Origin of the sequence: Pseudomonas sp. PDM01 (assembly GCF_014852325.1) — a bacterium.
In the GTDB taxonomy this organism is placed as follows: domain Bacteria; phylum Pseudomonadota; class Gammaproteobacteria; order Pseudomonadales; family Pseudomonadaceae; genus Aquipseudomonas; species Aquipseudomonas migulae.
Map to the genome: position 1 here is coordinate 330,085 of NZ_JACVBK010000005.1, position 20,062 is coordinate 350,146.

27 protein-coding genes are annotated in these 20,062 nt (G+C 59.7%); 3 read left to right on the forward strand and 24 right to left on the reverse strand.

Annotation, left to right across the window (positions count from 1 at the left end):
* Window positions 1-106: 106 nt before the first annotated feature.
* Window positions 107-1,033, forward strand: a complete 927-nt coding sequence (locus IB246_RS15230; protein WP_008030029.1) for a LysR family transcriptional regulator — start codon at window positions 107-109, stop codon at window positions 1,031-1,033.
* Here the strand turns inward: IB246_RS15230 and IB246_RS15235 are convergent.
* The 3 genes from IB246_RS15235 to IB246_RS15245 form a co-directional block, all read right to left on the reverse strand.
* Window positions 1,030-1,392 carry a diacylglycerol kinase gene (locus IB246_RS15235; protein ID WP_008030027.1) on the reverse strand — a complete coding sequence of 121 codons (363 nt, stop codon included), beginning with the start codon at window positions 1,390-1,392 and terminating at the stop codon, window positions 1,030-1,032. The two genes, IB246_RS15230 and IB246_RS15235, sit on opposite strands and share 4 nt — an antisense overlap.
* Before the next feature lie 75 nt (window positions 1,393-1,467).
* Window positions 1,468-2,118, reverse strand: a complete 651-nt coding sequence (gene erdR, locus IB246_RS15240; protein ID WP_008039285.1) for a response regulator transcription factor ErdR — start codon at window positions 2,116-2,118, stop codon at window positions 1,468-1,470.
* A gap of 209 nt (window positions 2,119-2,327) precedes the next feature.
* The gene (locus tag IB246_RS15245) at window positions 2,328-3,071 is read right to left on the reverse strand and encodes a tRNA-uridine aminocarboxypropyltransferase (RefSeq protein ID WP_008039290.1); all 744 of its coding nucleotides are present in this window, start codon (window positions 3,069-3,071) and stop codon (window positions 2,328-2,330) included.
* Window positions 3,072-3,257: 186 nt separating this feature from the next.
* On the opposite strand from IB246_RS15245, the gene IB246_RS15250 reads away from it, so the two are divergent.
* Entirely contained in the window at window positions 3,258-3,686 is a 429-nt protein-coding gene (locus IB246_RS15250) for a PA3611 family quorum-sensing-regulated virulence factor (protein ID WP_008030019.1), read from the forward strand.
* Here IB246_RS15250 and IB246_RS15255 read toward each other — a convergent pair whose 3' ends face one another.
* Together IB246_RS15255 and IB246_RS28850 are read right to left on the reverse strand one after the other, a co-directional pair.
* Window positions 3,687-3,881: a hypothetical protein gene (locus IB246_RS15255; RefSeq protein WP_008030018.1), complete on the reverse strand. Its 195-nt coding sequence runs from the start codon at window positions 3,879-3,881 to the stop codon at window positions 3,687-3,689.
* Between the two features lie 108 nt (window positions 3,882-3,989).
* Entirely contained in the window at window positions 3,990-4,115 is a 126-nt protein-coding gene (locus IB246_RS28850; RefSeq protein ID WP_259331695.1) for a hypothetical protein, read from the reverse strand.
* Between the two features lie 132 nt (window positions 4,116-4,247).
* Here IB246_RS28850 and IB246_RS15260 point away from each other — a divergent pair, with 132 nt between their 5' ends.
* Complete coding sequence (locus IB246_RS15260) at window positions 4,248-5,366, forward strand: TIGR00730 family Rossman fold protein (protein WP_008039292.1); 1,119 nt, start codon at window positions 4,248-4,250, stop codon at window positions 5,364-5,366.
* 45 nt (window positions 5,367-5,411) lie between these two features.
* Here IB246_RS15260 and recX read toward each other — a convergent pair whose 3' ends face one another.
* From recX to IB246_RS15355, 19 genes are all read right to left on the reverse strand, one after another.
* Window positions 5,412-5,879: a recombination regulator RecX gene (gene recX / locus IB246_RS15265; protein ID WP_008039293.1), complete on the reverse strand. Its 468-nt coding sequence runs from the start codon at window positions 5,877-5,879 to the stop codon at window positions 5,412-5,414.
* Window positions 5,880-5,887: 8 nt separating this feature from the next.
* The gene (recA, locus tag IB246_RS15270) at window positions 5,888-6,946 is read right to left on the reverse strand and encodes a recombinase RecA (RefSeq protein ID WP_008030012.1); all 1,059 of its coding nucleotides are present in this window, start codon (window positions 6,944-6,946) and stop codon (window positions 5,888-5,890) included.
* Window positions 6,947-7,029: 83 nt separating this feature from the next.
* The gene (locus tag IB246_RS15275) at window positions 7,030-7,530 is read right to left on the reverse strand and encodes a CinA family protein (protein ID WP_008039294.1); all 501 of its coding nucleotides are present in this window, start codon (window positions 7,528-7,530) and stop codon (window positions 7,030-7,032) included.
* A 79-nt stretch (window positions 7,531-7,609) separates the two neighbouring features.
* Window positions 7,610-8,146 carry a lysis system i-spanin subunit Rz gene (locus tag IB246_RS15280; protein WP_008030007.1) on the reverse strand — a complete coding sequence of 179 codons (537 nt, stop codon included), beginning with the start codon at window positions 8,144-8,146 and terminating at the stop codon, window positions 7,610-7,612.
* A complete protein-coding gene (locus IB246_RS15285; RefSeq protein ID WP_008039295.1) occupies window positions 8,128-8,691 on the reverse strand; it encodes a glycoside hydrolase family 19 protein in 564 nt (187 codons plus the stop codon). Before IB246_RS15285 ends, IB246_RS15280 begins: the two co-directional genes overlap by 19 nt.
* Window positions 8,692-8,751: 60 nt before the next feature.
* Entirely contained in the window at window positions 8,752-9,765 is a 1,014-nt protein-coding gene (locus IB246_RS15290) for a hypothetical protein (RefSeq protein ID WP_008039296.1), read from the reverse strand.
* Window positions 9,766-9,774: 9 nt separating this feature from the next.
* Window positions 9,775-9,987 carry a tail protein X gene (locus IB246_RS15295; RefSeq protein WP_008039297.1) on the reverse strand — a complete coding sequence of 71 codons (213 nt, stop codon included), beginning with the start codon at window positions 9,985-9,987 and terminating at the stop codon, window positions 9,775-9,777.
* Entirely contained in the window at window positions 9,980-10,363 is a 384-nt protein-coding gene (locus IB246_RS15300; RefSeq protein ID WP_008039298.1) for a phage tail protein, read from the reverse strand. The genes IB246_RS15295 and IB246_RS15300 overlap by 8 nt, the downstream gene beginning before the upstream one ends.
* On the reverse strand, window positions 10,363-11,895 hold the full coding sequence (locus IB246_RS15305; protein WP_008039300.1) for a hypothetical protein: 1,533 nt from the start codon (window positions 11,893-11,895) through the stop codon (window positions 10,363-10,365). Before IB246_RS15305 ends, IB246_RS15300 begins: the two co-directional genes overlap by 1 nt.
* 128 nt (window positions 11,896-12,023) lie before the next feature.
* Window positions 12,024-12,608, reverse strand: coding sequence for a phage tail assembly protein (locus IB246_RS15310; protein ID WP_008039304.1), 585 nt, complete (start codon window positions 12,606-12,608; stop codon window positions 12,024-12,026).
* 159 nt (window positions 12,609-12,767) lie between these two features.
* On the reverse strand, window positions 12,768-13,274 hold the full coding sequence (locus IB246_RS15315; protein WP_008039308.1) for a phage major tail tube protein: 507 nt from the start codon (window positions 13,272-13,274) through the stop codon (window positions 12,768-12,770).
* Entirely contained in the window at window positions 13,274-14,440 is a 1,167-nt protein-coding gene (locus IB246_RS15320; protein WP_008029994.1) for a hypothetical protein, read from the reverse strand. The genes IB246_RS15315 and IB246_RS15320 overlap by 1 nt, the downstream gene beginning before the upstream one ends.
* A 2-nt stretch (window positions 14,441-14,442) precedes the next feature.
* Window positions 14,443-14,652: a hypothetical protein gene (locus IB246_RS15325; RefSeq protein ID WP_008039310.1), complete on the reverse strand. Its 210-nt coding sequence runs from the start codon at window positions 14,650-14,652 to the stop codon at window positions 14,443-14,445.
* Window positions 14,653-14,756: 104 nt separating this feature from the next.
* Window positions 14,757-15,137 (reverse strand): phage tail assembly chaperone, encoded by a 381-nt coding sequence (locus tag IB246_RS15330; RefSeq protein WP_008039313.1) that lies wholly within the window; start codon window positions 15,135-15,137, stop codon window positions 14,757-14,759.
* On the reverse strand, window positions 15,134-17,482 hold the full coding sequence (locus tag IB246_RS15335; protein ID WP_008039314.1) for a phage tail protein: 2,349 nt from the start codon (window positions 17,480-17,482) through the stop codon (window positions 15,134-15,136). Before IB246_RS15335 ends, IB246_RS15330 begins: the two co-directional genes overlap by 4 nt.
* On the reverse strand, window positions 17,483-18,118 hold the full coding sequence (locus tag IB246_RS15340; protein ID WP_008039316.1) for a phage tail protein I: 636 nt from the start codon (window positions 18,116-18,118) through the stop codon (window positions 17,483-17,485).
* Window positions 18,115-19,110, reverse strand: a complete 996-nt coding sequence (locus IB246_RS15345) for a baseplate J/gp47 family protein (RefSeq protein WP_008039317.1) — start codon at window positions 19,108-19,110, stop codon at window positions 18,115-18,117. The genes IB246_RS15340 and IB246_RS15345 overlap by 4 nt, the downstream gene beginning before the upstream one ends.
* Window positions 19,107-19,439 (reverse strand): hypothetical protein, encoded by a 333-nt coding sequence (locus IB246_RS15350; protein ID WP_008039318.1) that lies wholly within the window; start codon window positions 19,437-19,439, stop codon window positions 19,107-19,109. Before IB246_RS15350 ends, IB246_RS15345 begins: the two co-directional genes overlap by 4 nt.
* A gap of 10 nt (window positions 19,440-19,449) precedes the next feature.
* Window positions 19,450-20,061, reverse strand: a complete 612-nt coding sequence (locus IB246_RS15355; protein ID WP_008039320.1) for a phage baseplate assembly protein V — start codon at window positions 20,059-20,061, stop codon at window positions 19,450-19,452.
* Window position 20,062 lies beyond the last annotated feature (1 nt).

Consider the following 20,062-nt stretch of genomic DNA (forward strand, 5'->3'; position numbering starts at 1 on the left):
GAGATTTTGCCTGCGCCTGTGGTCTGCGCAATTGCATCGCATTCTAATGGCAGCGACAATATCTGTTAAATGGATTATTAAGATAAGGGTTATCGGTTATATCGATATGCGATTTACTCTCCGTCAACTTCAAGTCTTCGTCGCCGTCGCCCAGCAGGAAAGCGTATCCCGTGCTGCGGGCCTGCTCAACCTGTCGCAATCGGCGGCAAGCACTTCAATCACCGAACTGGAGCGCCAGTCCAGCTGCCAGCTGTTCGACCGCGCCGGTAAACGGCTGAGCCTCAACGCCCTCGGCAAGCAATTGTTGCCGCAAGCGGTGGCGTTGCTCGACCAGGCCAAGGAAATCGAAGACCTGCTCAACGGCAAATCCGGTTTCGGCTCGCTGGCGGTCGGCGCGACCCTCACGATCGGCAACTACCTGGCTACGCTGCTGATCGGCAGCTTCATGCAGCGCCACCCGGAAAGCCAGGTGAAGCTGCACGTGCAAAACACTGCCAACATCGTGCAACAAGTTGCGCATTATGAAATTGATCTGGGTCTAATCGAAGGCGACTGCAGCCATCCGGACATCGAAGTGCAGAGTTGGGTCGAGGATGAGCTGGTGGTGTTCTGCGCGCCGCAGCATCCGCTGGCCCTGCGCGGCACGGCGACCATGGAAGAACTGAGCCACGAGGCGTGGATTCTGCGTGAGCAAGGCTCGGGCACGCGCCTGACCTTTGACCAGGCCATGCGTCATCATCGCAGCGCGTTGAATATCCGCCTGGAGCTGGAACACACCGAAGCGATCAAGCGCGCGGTGGAATCAGGATTGGGGATTGGCTGCATTTCACGGCTGGCACTGCGCGACGCGTTTCGCCGCGGCAGCCTGGTGCCGGTGGAGACGCCGGATCTCGATCTGGCGCGGCAGTTCTATTTCATCTGGCACAAACAGAAATTTCAGACACCGGCGATGCGCGAATTCCTCGACCTGTGCCGCGCTTTCACCGCCGGGGTTCAGCGCAGCGACGAGATCGTGCTGCCCACCATCGCTTAAAGCAGGATCACCGCCCACACCAGCGCGATCATGGTCAACGCCACCAACTGCGCGGCGCTGCCCATGTCCTTGGCGTTCTTGGACAGTGGGTGCAGCTCCAGGGAAATGCGGTCGATGGCCGCTTCCACCGCTGAATTGAGCAACTCGACGATCAACGCCAACAAGCAGACGGCTATCAACAGCGCCTGCTCGACGCGGCTGACGTTCAAAAAGAACGAAATCGGAATCAGGATGACATTGAGCAACACCAGTTGCCGAAAAGCCGCTTCGCCGGTGAAGGCTGCGCGCAGGCCGTCCAGCGAGTAACCGGAGGCGTTAAGGATGCGTTTCAGGCCGGTCTGGCCTTTGAAAGGGGACATAAAAGTGGCAACTGACCAAAAAGGAGTGGGAAAGCTAGATCAACCAAAGTCAAAAAAGCGTGAAGACGCCAACCTTCAGTGGCTTGAAATTGACTCAAGTTGTTGCAGGAGCAACGCCGCCTGGGTTCGGGTCCGTACATTCAGCTTACGGAAAATCGCCGTGACGTGGGCTTTGATCGTCGCTTCGGACACGCTCAGTTCGTAGGCAATCTGTTTGTTCAGCAGGCCTTCGCAGACCATGGTCAGCACCCGAAACTGCTGCGGTGTCAGGCTGGCAAGGCCTTCACTGGCGGCCTTGGCTTCATCGGAAACGCTGACTGCTTCGAACGCCTGAGGCGGCCAGAACACATCGCCATCCAGTACCGAACGTACGGCTTTCTGGATCACGCTCAGGTCACTCGATTTAGGAATGAAACCGCTGGCACCGAACTCACGGGACTTGACCATGATCGAGGCTTCTTCCTGGGCCGACACCATCACCACCGGAATTTGCGGGTACTGACCACGCAGCAGCACCAGCCCGGAAAAACCGTAGGCGCCCGGCATGTTCAGGTCCAGCAACACCAGGTCCCAGTCGGATTTTTCGTCGAGGCGGGTTTCCAGCTCGGCGATGCTCGCCACTTCCACCAGACGGACGTCCGGGCCAAGGCCCAGGGTCAACGCTTGATGCAAGGCGCTACGAAAAAGAGGGTGGTCATCGGCAATCAGGATTTCGTATGTGGCCATTTTTCAAATGATCCTGTTCTTCTAACAGCTCAAGGCGCAGCCACGGAGCTGCACCAACAGGGCACGTTCAACGCCAATGACGTGGCAATCACGTAAACAATACGGCGTATGAAACTACAGCCGCGCCCCAATCGGCGCCAAGCATGCCCAGCGAAACCGGGGTGGTCAAGGTGCCTGGCCGCTACAGTTCTTTGCAGTATGGGCGACAATCAGGCCGTGACGACGGCCGCTTTCGGTACGAAAGGCATCAGCTCGGCATGTGCCGGTGTTGCAACGTTCATTTCCAGCTGATGCTTGGCATCGAGGTAATGTTGGCTGAACACGTCGAAATAAGCGTCCAGTGCCGACGCGGCGTCGACATCGCCCGCCAGATCGAGGCACAACGCCGCCACTTCCGCCGTGCACAAATGCTCGCTGCGAGTCGACCGGCGCAGACGATAGCGCGACAGCTTCTCGGGCAGCAGGCTCAGGATCGGCAATGATTCAAAGTACGGGCTTTTGCGAAAAATCTTCCGGGCTTCGGTCCAGGTCGCGTCCAGCAGAATGAACAGCGGTCGCTTGCTGCTATCCACCTCGACGGTGTTGGTCACGCGCTCAGGTTCGACGTACTCGCCCGGAAACACCAGATACGGCTGCCATTGCGGGTCGGCGAGCAACGCCAGCAACTGCGGATCGGTTTCCGTGCGCGACCAGATGAACGCATGGTTGTCGCGCACCACATCGGCGATCAGCCAGCCGGTGTTACTCGGTTTGAACACTTCCTTGTTGGTCATGATCAGGCACACGCCCGAGCGGGTCTCGACCTGCGGACGCCAGGCACACAGGCAATGGCTCTCGATCACGCGGCAGGCACGGCAACGCGTCGCCCTCCAGCCTCGGGCCTGAATCGGCTTGATGCCCTCCTCTTCGCGCTGGTCGCGCAAGCGGGCTACGGCGTTGGGGGCGTGGTTCATCGTGGGCAACACCGGCAGACAGGAAAACTCGACACGAACGGCACTCAGGGCGATAAAGGCCGGCAGTTTACCAGAGCGGCCGGCACAAGCCTGTACCGTCCAGACGGGCTCCCCTATAATTCGCCGCCAATGAACGCACAGCCCTGTGGCTGGTCGAACCACCAGTCACCGAACCAGGAGAGTTTCATGCTGCGCCTTATCGTTCCCACCGCTGCCATCCTGCTGGCGTCGTCCTTCAGCGCTCAGGCTGCGTCCTTGAGTGAGCAGAATCTCAACAGAGAGCTGCGAAACGTCGCCGCACAAAGCAGCGTCGGCACGCCACGGGCGATCAACGAAGACATTCTCGATCAGGGCTACACCGCCGAAGGCAATGTTCTGATCAACCACTTGAGCGTGCAAAGCAGCCACGCCAACAAGATGCGGGCTGATCCGAAAGCGGTGTACTTCCAGCTTGGCGCTTCCGTCTGCAGAAACGAGGGGTTCCGCAAGCTGATGAAGAAGGGCGCGATCATGCGTTACGACTTTACCGAGGTGAAAACCAATCGCGCGGTCGGCTCCGCCAGCTTCGAGGAATCGGATTGCCCGAAAGCCACGCCGCCGGCAAAGAAAAAGTAATCAATGGGAATTGGCGCGCCGCTGTTCATCCTCGGCGCGCAGTTCGGCCAACAACGCCTGTAAATAGCGCGAACGCCGCTCGGCTCCCTCCAGACGCCGGCAACACTCCTCTTCGAGACTCAAATGATTGGTCTCGGCCGATGACTTCAATAATCGATACAGTTGCGTATCGATCTCCAGAATGACTCTGGCCATAGCATCCCGCCTCCTTGCACTTCGCCCTTGCTTGAGCGACAAAATCCTTGAACCGCTTGTACCGTGCGCCCTGCCTTTGACGCAAAGCTGTCGTGTCACGTCTGTAATTTAGTAAATCAGAGTGCCGGACACTTGGCGCAGGTTCAGACGAGCGGTGAAATCACCTTGCAAATCGTCAATAAGCGGTTGCCAGGAAAGACTTTGCAGCGCAATGATCAAGTCAGCGAAAACCATCTAGAGGGTCTAGATTCATAGTGTTCCCGTTCACTTTTCAGGGCAGAAAAGGGGCTGCCTGGTTTGCGTTTTCCGATGCGAATGTTTCTTTCATCCAAAGGAACAACAGAGCCTGTACGGAAGGAGAAGTTGATGCCTTACCAACCGAATGACCTCCTCAGCCGTCATTTCGAAGAAAGCGGCCACGACCTCATCAGCAAGGTCGAAGAGCAACTCAACCTGGTTTCACCCAACAGCCCGAACATCCCGATCTACCGCGACATGATCCTGACCGTGCTGCGCATGGCCCAGGACGATCACAACCGCTGGAATGCCAAGATCACCCTGCAAGCCCTGCGCGAACTCGAACACGCCTTCCGTGTGCTCGAACAGTTTCGCGGACGGCGCAAAGTCACGGTATTCGGCTCGGCCCGCACACCGATAGAACACCCGTTGTATGGCCTGGCCAGAGAACTCGGCGCCGCACTGGCGCGCTCCGACCTGATGGTGATCACTGGCGCAGGCGGCGGCATCATGGCGGCCGCCCACGAAGGTGCCGGCCTTGAACACAGCCTGGGATTCAACATCACCCTGCCCTTCGAGCAGCATGCGAATCCCACCGTGAACGGCACCACCAACTTGCTGCCGTTCCACTTTTTCTTTACCCGCAAGCTGTTCTTCGTCAAGGAAGCCGATGCGCTGGTTTTGTGCCCTGGCGGTTTCGGCACCCTTGATGAAGCGCTGGAAGTGCTGACACTGATTCAAACCGGTAAAAGCCCGCTGGTACCAGTGGTGCTGCTGGACGCTCCAGGTGGCACGTTCTGGCAAGGCGCACTGGATTTCATCCGCAATCAACTGGAGGAGAACCGCTACATCCTGCCGACCGACATGAAGCTGGTGAGCCTGGTCTACAACGCCGAGGAGGCGGTTGAGCAGATCAATCAGTTCTACAGCAACTTCCACTCCAGCCGCTGGCTCAAGCATCAATTCGTGATCCGCATGAACCACAAACTCAGTGATGCTGCGCTCGAGCACATGCAACAAGCGTTCGCCGACCTGTGCCTGAGCGATCACTTCCATCAGCATGCCTACAGCGGCGAGGAGCACGACGAACCGCAGTTCAGCCACCTCGCTCGCCTGGCCTTCACCTTTAACGCCCGTGATCATGGACGACTGCGCGAACTGGTGGACTACATCAACCTGCCGGAAAACTGGGCGCAGTCCAAACCCCAGGCGCAACAACGCACGCGGGAACCGTCAAAGGTTACGTGAGGCAAAAAAAAACGGCCCGCTATCGAAATAGCGGGCCGTTTTTGTTTAATCATCCATTCCTCGACCGCTGAACAAGCGGTTGATCATTTCCATGGAATACCCCCGATAAGCGAGGAACCGCCCTTGCTTGGCGCGTTCCCGGGCGTCTATCGGTAAATGCCCGGCAAACTTGCGCCGCCAGGTATCTTCCAGTTGTTCCTGCCAGTTGATACCGCTCTCACGCAGTGCGAGTTCGATGTCATTGCGTTGCAGGCCACGCTGGCTCAACTCTTCGCGAATACGCAAAGGGCCATAGCCGGATCGGGCACGGTAGGAAACGAAGCTTTCGAGGTAACGGGATTCGGACAACAGGCCCTCTTCCGTCAAGCGGTCGAGTGCTGTGTCGATCATTTCAGGGAGAGCGCCGCGCTGACGCAGTTTACGCGTCAGCTCGACCCGACCGTGCTCGCGTCGCGCGAGCAGGTCCATTGCGGTTCGCCGCACCGCGACGAGTGTATCGAGTACGGCGGTCATCGGATCAATCAGATATCAGCGTCAGCCAGGTCATCTTCAGTCTCTTTGACCGCAGAAGCTTTGGATTCCGCTACCGATGACGGAGACAGCAACTTGTCACGCAATTGCTTCTCAAGTTTCGCCGCGATTTCCGGGTTGTCCGCCAGGAACTTGGCCGAGTTGGCCTTGCCCTGACCGATCTTGGTGCCTTCGTAGGCATACCAGGCACCGGACTTCTCGACGAAACCGTGCAGAACACCCAGGTCGATCATCTCACCGTTCAGGTAGATGCCCTTGCCGTAAAGAATCTGGAACTCGGCCTGACGGAACGGCGAAGCAACCTTGTTCTTCACAACCTTGACGCGGGTTTCGCTACCGACGACTTCATCACCTTCTTTCACCGCGCCAGTACGACGGATGTCCAGACGAACCGAAGCGTAGAACTTCAGCGCGTTACCACCGGTGGTGGTTTCCGGGCTGCCGAACATCACGCCGATTTTCATACGGATCTGGTTGATGAAGATCACCAGGCAGTTGGCGTTCTTGATGTTACCGGTGATTTTACGCAGCGCCTGGGACATCAGACGGGCTTGCAGGCCCACGTGCATGTCACCCATTTCGCCTTCGATTTCAGCCTTTGGAACCAGGGCGGCTACGGAGTCGACGATGATCACGTCAACCGCGTTGGAACGCACCAGCATGTCGGTGATTTCCAGGGCCTGCTCACCGGTGTCCGGCTGGGAAACCAGCAGGTCGTCGACGTTGACGCCGAGCTTGCCGGCGTATTCAGGATCGAGGGCGTGTTCGGCGTCGACGAATGCGCAGGTCGCGCCGGCTTTTTGAGCCTGGGCGATTACCGACAGTGTCAGCGTGGTTTTACCGGAGGATTCAGGACCGTAGATTTCAACGATACGGCCTTTTGGCAGACCGCCAATGCCGAGCGCGATGTCCAGACCCAGAGAGCCAGTGGAAATAGCCGGGATCGCCTGACGGTCCTGATCGCCCATACGCATTACGGCACCCTTGCCGAATTGACGTTCGATCTGACCCAGGGCCGCAGCCAAGGCTTTCTTCTTGTTGTCGTCCATTAAAGTCCTCACGTAATCAATAAGGCCTGACGGCCAACACCTGTATAAGTAGCCAGTATTATTCCACAGCGATTCAGGATCGCCTACCCCTGATTTGAGATTTCTCCCGAGGCATGGCGCAGCAGCCCCTCTAGCGCGGCCTTCACCGTTTGTCGGCGGACCTCATCGCGGTTGCCGGGGAAGTGCTGCACCTCGCTGAACACCCGCTCCCCCACGCCCCAGGCCAGCCAGACCGTGCCGACCGGCTTGTTCGGCGAACCGCCATCCGGCCCCGCCACACCGCTGACCGCCACGGCAAAATACGCCCGGCTTTTTTCCTGGGCGCCACGGACCATGGCCTCGACCACTTCGCGACTGACCGCCCCCACCGTCGCAAACAACCCGACCGGGACATTCAGTTGCTCGGTCTTCTGCCGGTTGGAGTACGTCACATAACCGGCCTCGAACCACGCCGAACTCCCCGGAATCCGGGTGATCGCCTCGCAAATGCCGCCGCCGGTACAGGATTCGGCTGCGGTGACGTGAGCATTGAGAAGCTGCAGGCGTCTGCCCAGTTCAGCGGCCAGTTGGGTGATTTCTTTCACGGTCATCTCCTGAGCGGGCGGAATGGGACTACCGTACACGAGCGGATCACGCTTGCAAGTTACAGGATCGATCAAAATGTTAGCGACCGAGCGCCCTGATATAAGCCTGACAGGCCTGCAACGCAATCAGTGCACGGTCGCCGGCGTCGGTGATGGCGATAATTCGTTGAGCATGCGCCGGGTCAAGTCGGGCTCGAACGGCGCCATGATCCACGCTGCCGGTGCTGGCGGCGGTTGGCACTGCACAGGCTGAGGCAGCGTCATGGGCATCGAGGAGGACTGACAGCCGCACATCAGCAGTGGCAAGACGATCGCGCAAGCGACCTTGATCACGTTGGGCATCGCTAAGCGCTCGGTAATGGGTTTGTTCGCTGGCCGATAGCCGCTGTTCCAGCGCCAGCCGTTTATCCTGCTCGGTCTGTTGTCGAGCGGCCGCCGCCAGGGTCAGTTGGTTGAGCATCTCGGCGTGCGCCCCGGCCTGTTCCGCCAGTTGCCGCCCATAACGCCCATCCTGAAATCGCCAGGCCAGCGTTGCCGAGCCACCAGCCAACACAGCCAGCAACACAACAACGCCAACCACCCGCCACGACCCCGGGATCAAACCGAAGGCTGGCATAACACCGCCCTCGCCCGCGCCCAGAGTTGCAAACGATCCTGCAACCCGTTCAGCCCCCCGTTGATCCGGCGGGTGATGCTGTTGAACTGGTCACGATCAGCCAGCTCGTTGAGGCCGTTTTGCCGCCAGAACCAGGCGGCGGATTCGGCGGCCCATTGCGGTTGCTCCAACAGTTCCGGCAACTGCAACAGACGCTCGTCGCCGAACAATCCGAGGCTGCACTGCTGGTAGTTATGGCGGCCGGTAATCTGGATCAGGCCACGGCCTCGGTACCTTTGGCCATCACCGTCGGGCATGGGTGTATTGCCCAAACGAGCGGCCAGGGTGCCGGTGTCGTACTTGCTCAAATACTGATCACCGCCGAGTTCGCGCACGTAGTGCAACTGCCCGGATTCGTGACCGACTTGCGCAAGGAAAGCGGCGCTGCGTTTGGGCGTGTTGATGTCATGGCCATCCATGGCGCTATTGAGAGCAGAAATGAAAACGCCCGCTTGGCTGCGGGCGTTGGGAAGTATTTGCTGTAATTGCAGGACAGTAAGCGGCATGAGTGATGTTCCGTTCGCCATTGATCCGCCAGACCGGCGCCAGTGCATTTGATTGCGTTATTACGTGGCATCCGGACACTTCGCCTCGATCATGCAGCGATAGCTTTGATATTTGTCACCGCTGGCAATGACCTTTTCGATCGACCAGTACCCGCGCAGGAAATCCGGCCAGGACTGGTCGAGCAACAAGACACCCTCGGCGGACAGCGCCGGATTACCCGGGCAACTGATTTTCACCTTGAGCTTTTCACGCAGCAATTTGCGCACTTCACCCTCGCCGATATCCCTGGCCTCCGCTTCATTCTGGCAGAGCCGACCGATGACCTTGAACGGCGCGCTACCGGTTTCAATCACCCGCACCACCCCCGCTGCCGCGTCCCACCAACTCGTCTTGCAGCCCTGGTTTTTCGCCCGGACGGAGTCATCGAGCGTGGCGGAAATGAAGGCGCGATCGCCGGGTCGATTGTTGGTGGTCACCGACAGTTTCACCTGGGGCAACACCTTGCCCGACAGTGACTTGGTCTGACTTGGGAGCGCCAGCACATACAGCTCATTCATCGGTTTGGCGATGGCCTTGTATATGCCGGCGAGGCGAGTCAAAAACGCCATGTCACTTTCGTTGGACTGATCGATGTGGTCGATTTTTTTCAGTGCCAGTTGGGGTGCCACCCGTGGCGAAAAACCATGCCGCTCAGCGATCTCGCGAAACAGCGCACCCAGGGTGGTCGGCCCATGACTGGCCGATCGACGCTGCAGGAAGCCGGTCTTGTCATCGGCACTGAACGGCGCTGCGGTTGCCACCAGCGTCAAGCGCAGCGGGAACAACGTCGGCGTCAGGCGAGACACCGTGAACTGGCCCTTATCCACCAGACTGGACTCCGCGTAACCGACCTTCAGGCCAATCTTGCCGCCCAGGATCGGCAGCCCCTCAAGCCCTTCCAGATCGAGCGTCAATGTCAATTGATCGGACTCGGTACCGGCGGCATCAATGTGCTCCCAACTGATCAGGCGCTTGTTGATCAAGTCCTTATTGGCCCCATAAATCTCTACCTCTGGCGTAAAACCCAATGCCATGGAACCTCCTTAATCCCACGCGGAAACCGGCGTGGTCACAACGGGTTGTGAGTCAATTTCCGGCAGGACTACCCAGATACCCGCAGGTAATACCGCCCCCTGTTCTGCCAGCGTGGGGTTGAGCCGCCACAGTGCCTCTTCGACGGCATCGTCACAGCGACTCAGTTCGCGGTACAGCAACAGGTTCACCGAATCACCGGCCACACTTCGAACTCTACGCATGGATGAACTCCGACAGGTCTATTGCCCAACCGACGACCATCGCCGTGCCGTCATCGATGATCACGCTTTGGGTTTCCGTCACAGTGTTGATTCGCCAAAGCCCCCAGTTGCGTCCGATGCCATCCACCAACGGCACCGGCCTGCGCTGCTCCTGCAACGTGCGCAGTTCATCGAGCCGCTCCATGGCCACCGCGTACATCGACGTCCCTGTAATCTTCATCGTTTGGGCTTTCTGCCCGGTCTGACTGGATTTCGGCTTGCCGGTCACAATGTCCAGTTCCACCCAGCCACCGTCCGATGTGTGCACGATGCTGTGGTAGGCGAAGTTGCGGGACAGGCCGAAAATGAAACTGCCCAGGATCATTTGCTGGCGCATTACCTGCCTCCATCGGTCAGTGCCGCACCACGTCGGGTGGCGAGGGCGTTGGTGGTCATCAGTGGAACAAACTCGCCGTGGAACTGCGTTTGCAGCTGCTGCGCCACGATCGTCCGGATGTGCTCGGAGCTCTCCCCACCGGTGCAGGTGACCTGAATCGACGGTGAGTAATTGATCTGCTGGTTTTGTGTCGGTGCGCTGGTCAGTTCCTTGTTGATCTGCTCTGGCGAGGCCAAACGATCGGCTGTCGGAGCGGCCAGCTTGTCGCCCAGTGCCGCACCCGATTCACTGCCCAGCCAGCCACCAATCAGGCCACCCAGAACACCGCCAATGGCGGTGCCGATCACTGGAACAACACTGCCTAACGTGGCACCCACCGCAGAACCGGCGGTCGCACCCGCCCAGCCGCCACCTGCTGCACCAAGACCGGCACCGAGCATGCGGCGATTGCCGGTCATTACGCCGCCGACGACGTCCATCGCCGCACCGACGGCTTTCAGCGGCCCGGGTGCGCGGCGGGTCAGCGAGCGCATCGAGGCCCCCATCGCCATCAGACGTGAAGCTCCGCGCGAGCCTCGTGGACTGACACGCACGGTCGGGCCATCTCTAGGTCCAGGACGCGAGACTGCCTCGCTTGTGTCCGCTTTCTCCGCTTTCTCCGCTTTGTTCGCTCGATTCTTTTCTCTGAAATCTTCGGAAAACACCTGACCGAACTGTTTTGGAAGCCGGGCAGATGCCGCTCCCAAAAGCCGCTTGGCCATCTGATTTTTCATCTCGTCGAGTACGGGTGTGAACAGGGCTACCAAATACGGAAAGACTGCCGTGGCAGTGTCCTTCAGACCACTGAGCCGAGGGCTGAGGGAGGCAGGTGTGCTTTCTGCCGCCACGGGCGGTGTATTGCCGGTGGCCACGGGTAAATGATTGTCGCGAACGCTGTCGAGGTTCGACTGTTGCTCGCCGGGTATTTTCCCAGGGCGATTGATGATCTGCGGCTGATCAATTACCTCGTGACTGTCGAGCCTCAAAGGTATCCGCCAGTCAGCCTGCTTCTCTGCCTCCATCATGGCCGGCGTTCTGTACGCCGACGCAGAGATTGCGGCAGCCATCAGCGGGACACTGGCGACGCCCTGGTTTGACTCCATCACCGTCTCGCGCCGACGCTCGGGTGAACGATCAGCCTCAACAGCGCTCTTCACGCCGACCGACTTGAGCAGCGATGGCCGCTCAATGGCGCCACCCGCGTCACTCACGCTGTTTTGCCCACTGGCCAACGCCGTCCTTGGGGCGGAACCTGTTGCCGGCATCAACGAACGCGGCGAGGAAAACGTCAGGTTCAACGATTCCAGTGCCGTGGTCAGCAGACTGATTTTGAGACTCAGTGTGGCCAGCACCTGGCTGAAACCGGGCGCCAGATCCTCTGTGCCCTCCCCCGTCACCAGCGATGACACGGCACTGCTCAGGCCCACCTCGCGAAACTTCAGCCAGTCTTCATTGATGGCTGTGTTCTTGAGCGAATATTTATCGTCCGTCATCCCCCTCTACTCCTGTTTGACGCCAAGGCGAGTGATCGCAATGTCGTAGCGGCGCAAGGCCTTGCCGACGTCCCATTCCAGAATGTCCGCTTCACTTATCGGGTAAATGAGCGGCACCACATCGAGGATTACTTCGATGTCGCGCTCCGAAAGAAGGCCGCCGGTTTGTTTAAAAAATCGTCGATTCGCACCTGCAATTGTGTCCAGTCAGGCACGGTCAAACTGGCCAGATCGGGCAGCATCAGGCCGGTGCAATGGGCCGTGATGAATTCGGCGCGTTCCTTGGCGGTCTTGAGTTTTTTCATCGCCTTGGTCGCACGCAGCACCGGCATTTCCAGGGTCAGCGTGGTCAAGGTGCGACCCGCCACGGTGAGCGGTTGCAGCAAGCTCACTTCGTCGGGATCGGCCGACGGTTGTTCACCCTCGTCCGCTTGTTCAAGGAAATGCGACGTCGGCAAGGTCGACATCTCATGCACGTACTGCGCGATGCTCACGTAGTCCGGGCGTTTGAGTTGATCGAGTTCCTTGACCGACAAACCGGTGGCCAGCAGCGCCAGCTCGAAGAACTGATCGTCCTCATCATCGCCGGCACGGGCCAGGGCTTCTTTCTGTGCGGCGTAATACAACGGTTTGAGTTGAATCTGTTCGATCTCCGACTGATTGTCGGCGGTGATCGGCGACAACAAGGCGTGAACGGGAGGCGTCCAGGACATGTGATGAATTCCTTGATGAATCATGAAAAGGGATTGAGCAATGCTCCTTGTGGGAGCGAGCCTGCTCGCGATAGCGGGTTCACATTCAAAAGTGATGTCGACTGACACAATGCAATCGCGAGCAGGCTCGCTCCCACAGTTCGGTGATCGCAGTGCGACTTAAGGGATCAGCACCGCGCGACGGGCGTCGCCGAGAATGTCGACGCCGTTGAGCACGAACTTCTGGGTGCGCACGTCGATGTCGATCACCGGGATGCCGTTTTCCAGGCGGTTGTAGGTGCGGCAGGACAGCTCAAGCGTGGTGAGGGGTTTTTCGCCCATCTTCAGCTTGGCCTCGGTCAGCGATTTGAGCTTGCCGCCGACGGTGTGGTAGGTGAACCAGGTGTTGCCATCCTGATCCTGACCGGCTTCACGGACGTTCAACAAAATGTCGTCGCCCAGCTTCACGCCGAGGGAGAGCATCACTTCGGCGCCGACGCCTTGCAAAATGAGGGTCGCGCCCAGCACTTTGCCGCTCTTGATCATTTCTTCGGCGATGAAGCGCCCGCCCGCCATCGCTTCCATATCGAATTCGATCTTCGGCGGGGTGAACTCTTCCACGGTGGCCGACAACGGCAAGCCTTGCAGGGTGGCCGCGATGGCCTGTCTTACGCGGTTGGTAAACATTAGAGAACGTCCTCCAGGAACTGCTCGATGATTTCATCGCGGGCATTGAGTTGATAAACCATGTGTTCGTTCGGCGCGTAGCGGCCGTAGTCGATGACCACGTACCAGGTGCCGTTCTTGTACTTCTCGACGCTGTTCAATTCCGGGTGCAGGTACACGCTGCCGCCGGGGATGGTTTCGTCGGCGACCAGGGTTTGCAGCCAGTCGTTGATGCGCTTGACCTCCTGGTCCATGAACGACTTGGTGAGGTTCTTGGCCATGGCTTTCTGGCCGGCCTTGACCAGCTTGCGGCTGATCGCATCTTCCAGGCCGACGTAGCTGATGAACTTGCCGGTGATGGAACGGTTACCCAGCAGCGAGAAGCCGCCGAGGATGGTGCGGGCGTAGTAGCTGACGCCGTAGCGGTTGAGCAGATCGCCTTCGGTGGATTTGTCGAGAATGTTGTATTCCACGACGCGCGAAACGTCCTCGGCAAAGGTCACCTGATTGCCCGGGCTCTCCCATTGCTTGACCTTGGCCAGGGCCGCGATGGCCAGGCTCGAAGGCGACAGGAACACGTTCTTCTTCGCTGCCTTGGAGTACACCGATGGCATGTTGTGCACCAGCAGGCAGCGGTCGAAACCCAGTTCCGCGCCGCCCAGTTCCTGGCTGTACGTCACCTGATCGGCGACCGCGGCATCCTTGCCGTCGAGCACCACACGGGCCTTGATGCGCTTGCCGAACGAGGCGAACTCACCGGCCACGGCTTTGGTGCTGGTGAAGCCCGGCGCGCCGATGATGGTCAGGTCTTCCGGCACGCTGCCCAGTGCCGCGAGGCCGAGTTTGCGGCCGGTCAGCGGATCGACACCGCCGATAACGTTGTTCAGCGTGTCCGCCGGGGTCGCGCCTTCTTCGACGATGACCACGTAGACCGGCACCTTGACCACTTTCAGGATCTGGAAGACCGCGTGATACAGCGTGCCTGCCTCGGTGCCGGTCGGATCGAGCAGCGCCTGGGTGGTGAAGCTGTTGATGCGGAACGGCGCATTGCGTGGAATCAACGGGTCTGCCTTCGGCGCGGTGCCGATCAGACCGATGACGTTGTCACCCAGGCCGCCCATGGCCTCCGGGGATTCGGTGGCATTGACGGTAATGCCGTTGTGCTCGAAGTTCAAAACCTCAGCCATGGTTATTCAGCCTTCTTGGCAGCAGCTTTTTTCGCTGCGGTGGATGTAGAGGCCGAATCGGCAGCCTCGGCTTTTTTCAGCTCCAGACGACCAGCGCTGCGTAGCGCACTGGCCTCCACATCGAGCAGTTGCAGTTCCTGGCCGATGCTCGACCAGTGGCCACCCCCGGTAGGGAATGGAAGGAGCACGGTGTACGTTTGGCGTTCTGCCATTTCTGTTTCTCCATAAACGAAAAAGCCCCTTGGGTAAGGGGCTGTCGGGTGTTGTGTGTGTGTTTGTGTTGCGGATAAGAAAACGCCCCGGCGGTGCGGGGCGTTTATTGGGTGTGTTCGGCGATCCAGGACGGGGCGACCGGGCGATGCTGGGTATCGGGGAAGTCCGGTGATTGAGGCCAGTCGCGCAGTGCCTGGATGTACACGAGCAACTCACCGAACTGCTCTGCGGTCAGCGTGGTATGCCCTCCGATTTCACGCTGATCGCGATGACGCTCACGTAACCACATCAGCGAAACCAGTTCGGCATCGCGCCACTTTCGCTCATCGTCCGCTTTCGTGGTCGTGGGCGCTGTTGCGCTCTGGATGTACGCCTGAACCTCTTCATCAGACATAGGCACCAACCCGGCAGAGATAAAGTGCGCGGGAGCGTCATCTTCATAAGCATTGACGTTACCGGTCTGTGGATTATGGAAATACTTCATGGGCGCAGCTCCGACCAGACAGCATTGACAGGGCTTGAGAGGGTCACGGAATAAGTGGTTCCGACCGGGACAACGAAGGCGGCGTGAAAGCCTGTGGTCGTGAGAGTTACACCACCACAGGTGGCTGTGACCGAGCCGGACTGGATTGCCACTTGAACCTGAATCGGTCGACCGGTGGTGTTGGTGTAGACGGTGCCACTCACGCGACTGGCGGTGACGTTCTGCCAGGTCTGGCCATCACCTACGCCGCGTGGTCTGGCTTCCAGGCCTCCCACTTGTGCCGCCAGGCCCGCCACGTCGATGGTTCCCTGATTGACCGGGGCGTTCCAGGCTTTGATGCACCACATCACCGCCAGGTTGCGTGGCCGGGTTGCGCCGTAGGATATTTCGATAGTTTCAGTGATGACGATAGTAGATGCCGTATTCGCCACATTGACTTGCGCGGACGGATATAGCGCGGCCTGCACCGCGTCATACCCCAAATCGGACCGACCATTCTCGCCTGTTGCCGGCAAAATCCCGGACCTTTCCCCGCACACACCAGTCGATGGCCCGATGTCAAACGAATGAATCGACCCCTTCTGCCAACTACCAATGGTTCGCCCAGCGTCCGCACCACGCCCATGATCCCATCCACGCAAGAACTCGCCGCGAGTCTCAGGCAGCCGGGTAGATCCGACGGGATCGCCTGCCACGTTGTATTTTTTGTCCAGATACGCAGCCAGCTCGGGATAAACGGAATCCACAAAAAGACTGTTATCCGCCTCAAGGTAGCCGGGAGGAACGGTGCCCAATGGGAACGGCACAAGCGCGCCCACTGGAACGGCGGCTTTCAGCTTTTGCACTTCCTTGACCAGTTCACCGACGTCAACCTGTCCCTGATTAACAGGGGCGTTCCAGGCCTTGATGCACCACATCACCGCCAGGTTGCGCGGTCGAGATGTACCCAGCATCAAACCGACGGTACTTAGGGCAATAGGGGTCACTGCACCTGTAGCCACCCCGTAGAGACCTGTCACTTCAGGGGTAGTCAAGGGGTCTAAACCGAAGTCCGCTGCAACTTGGGAGGCGGTTGGCGCGAGAGATGTAACGCCTGCCCCACCTGATGGCATGTCGGAAGCAACCATAGAGCCTTTCTGCCAGCTACCAATAGCGCGCCCGGTATCAACCCCGCGCCCATGGTCCCAACCACGCAGGAACTCGCCACGCGATTCAGGAAGACGAAAATTGCCCGCGCCTTCATTGCCCTGATTGAACGACGTCCCGAGGAACGCGGCCAAATCAGGATAGATCGCAATGCTGCGCACACTGCCGTCAAGTTCAAGAAAGCCGGGCGGAACCTTGTTCACCGGCAACCCGACCATACTCCCGACCGGCAGCGCCGAAGCCTGTGCAATCAGCGCTTCGATTTCAGGCTTGGTGTAAGTGTCCTTGATCCCAAAACCCGCCAGCGTTTCCGGGTTCGTACCACCCGTGGCGCGACCGTATTTATCAACCGTCAGACTCTTGTAAGTCCCTGCCTGAATCCCCGTTCTACCGGCCAGCATTTCAAAGCTCAGCGCCGTAGTCCCCAGCGTGATCGGCCCGTTCGTCACCAGATGCCAAAGCGAATCACCGTTCGCCGTGCCCTCCTCGACCATCACCGTCAGGCCAGGCGTCACCTTGGCGCTGGCATTGGCATCCGCCGCCCGCACCCAGGCACCGTTAGCCGCCACATAAAGGCCGTTATCCTTCGCCAGCGTTTGCGCCGTCACCAGCACTCGCTGCCCGGACAGCACCGCGACACCATCGATTTGCTGCGCACCACTGAGCACGATGTTTTCCGTGGTGGCCACGCGAACGGATTGCTTGCCATCGAGCTTCGCCAGTTCGTCGGCGAGATAACCCATCACCCACGCCCGCGTCGCTTTGACCACGGTGTCGTCGATCAACAGCGTGACGAGCGACGCGTTGCTGGTCTCGAAAATCGAGCGAATGTAAAACTCTTTGCCCGAACCCGAGGTCGCCAGCACCGGCTTGAACGACTCCGGGTATTTAACGATGGCGTACAGGATGCCGGTGTCGGTCCAGAGCCCGGCCTCACGCACATACCAACCGCCCTCTTCTGGCGGGATGGTCACTTCGGCGAGCAGCCAGCTCGGATTTTTCTCGTCCTGGAACAGGGCATTCAGTGGCCCGCGCCACACTTCTCGTTTAAGCGCAGTGGCGGTTGCCGCCGGGTTGTAAACCGCGCCGCCGCCGTCGCCGACCGAAATCTGCGACAGTTTGATCGGCACGCCTGCCGCCTTGCAGGCAGTTTCGTAGGCGATCCCCGCATTGGTAAGCAGGGTGTAATAGTCGGCCATTTAGGACCCCTGAGGATAAATAGTGGATGTTTCAACGACGTAGAGCCCGGCGGCCATGAAGGCCTGCCCCGAGGCGTCAAGCCCTTCGATGACAATCGGATACACCGTGGTCAGTTCGCCGCACACCGTCGCCGCGCCGATGACGTGACTGCCGAATGCGCTCAAGCCGACAGACACCGACAGAACGTCGCGCTCGCTTTTGGCGTCCGCCAGACGTCGGTCGAGACGAACGTCGATTTCTTCGCTGTAGGGTTGCGAGGTAAATGCCCTCACGGAAAAGCTGTAAGGCGCGCCCGGCGGTGTCTGCTCGTACCAGGCACGCACCTCGGGCATTAACCGCAATCCTTTCGCGGCGTTTTCCAGGGCCTGACGTGTCCCGGCCTTTCGCGCGGTGGGCCAGGCCAGTTCAACGGTCAAACGCTTTTCCGCCTCGGCGGCCTTGGCGCTCCATTCACTGACACCACGATCCGCTGCGAGATAAGGCAGAAATGCCTGAGGCGTCGAGGTCGGGTTCATCAGCTCGGGGAACGGCGGCGCGATGCGGTCAAGCAATGCACCGAAGCCGATATCGAGGGCTTTTTCCAACGGTGAGCTGTTGGCTGGCAACAGGCTCGGGTGCGGCGTCTGGTCACTCATAGCGTGAGCACCTCGACCTCGACCCCGGTGCAGTAAGGCGCTTCAAACGCCGTCGTCACAATCGGCTCGACCGGTTCGAGAATGTCCAGTTGAACCGCGCCGGCACTATGCAGCGTGTAGTCGATCCAGCTCGGATCGATCCGCCCTTCCAGTCGATGACAGCTCTGGGCATACGCTTGCAGTTGCTGTTGCGCGGCCACCTTGGTCAGCCCCGAATCCGGGCCGGCGTTGATTCGGGCGACGACGCGGATTTTGTAGTTTTTGATATGGGCGCTTTGCACCGTGACCCGATCCGTTTCCGGTCGGACGTCAGGCCGGGCGAAGTGCCGGCGCACGCTGTCGAGCAGTTCATCGGACGCGGTGCCATCGCCCTCCCGTGCCAGCACCGTGACCATCACCTCACCGGGCGCGGTGCGGCGTCCATTGCCGTCCTTGACCTGCGCCGCGTAGCCGTCCGGGTCGAAGGTGTACGTGACCGTCACCTCGCCCGGGGCATGAGTGTCCACCTTCACCACAGGACGCTCGCCGAGGGTGAAGACCTCGCGGCGATATTGCATGCGTGAACCGGCAGCCGGTGCGTGTGGCGCCAGGTAATAACGCAACCGGGCGTCGTCGTCGCTTTCGTACACGGGCGCAATCGGCGGGAATGCCGCCGGGTCGCCAGGGTCCAGCAACTGACGCTCAAGCCCCATGTCCGCGAGGCGGGCATCGAGGTTGCTGCCAGTCGCCCACCAGGCCAGCATCTGCTTGATGCGGGCGTTGTATTTGCGTTCGTGGATTTGCAGGCGCACACAAAAGGCCTCAAGGGCCAGGGTCAGCAACTCGCTTTCGTTTTCGAGGCTGACCTTGATCTTTGCCGCCGACTCGGGAGCGCGGGCACCAACGTACTCGACGACAAACGTCTTGAACTCGGCGAGCAAATCCTCGAACGCTTCGACGGTGACGATCGAAGGTTCGGCCAACTGGTTCTGGCCGGGTATCAACATACTCATGTCACCACCTCGAAAGTCTGTTTGCGGTTTTGCCAGGTGCCGGCGAATCGCAGGACCAGCCCGGCACCTTGCCGGTCGGCCACAATGACCTGCGGCTGGAAATCATCGATGCCGTTCTGCGGGTTGTAGAACGCCTGCGCCGCGTGGCTCTGGGCAAGCATCAGCAAGTCGTCGCCGAGGTTGCGGCCCAGCAGTTCCGGGATCAGCGAGCCATACAAAGGACGTTTCTGCCGGGTGCCCAACGGCGTGGTCAGCGCTCGGGTTGCGCGCTGTACAAACTGCGGCCAGTCATCGACCGCCGCCCCGGTGTTTCTTTCGATTCCGATCATGGGAAACTCTTTATGCGGTACTGATGACGCGTCCCTGGTGATCCACCACCGGGCCGCTCAGGTGCACACCGGAAGCGTCGAGTCGCAAGCCGACCGCGCCCAGTTGCAGTTCGATGGCCTCAGGCGTGATCGCAAGTCTCGCCGGCCCGAGATTCAACTCGAGCGCTTCGCGAGAGCCATTGAACGCCGCCGGGCCGTTCTTCCAGTGCAAGGCATGAAGGGCGTCGTCGTAACCGCTTTCCGTACCGTCCAGATAGAGGCGACGCGTCAGCGAAGCCTGGGTCGAGGCGGGTGGAAACCGATTACCGTTAAGCCCGAACAACGCCACGGATTGAGCGCCGCCCTCGCCGCCGCCATGGTTCAGTAACAGGCATTGCTCGCCGACCGAGGGGATCCGCGACTCGCTTTGCGCCCCGGCGCTGGGGTTGAAAAAACGGATGGCCGGCGTCAGCAATCCTGAGTGGCTGACCCGGCAGGTATTGCTGGCCGCATCGACCTCCTGGCACACGCCGATACGACACAGGCTGTCGCTGCGCCGGTGCACGTCTTCAAGTTCGGCCTCCATCTCGGCCAGACGCTCAATGATCGGGCCGAGCTGCTGACGTAAAAGCGCATCGAACATG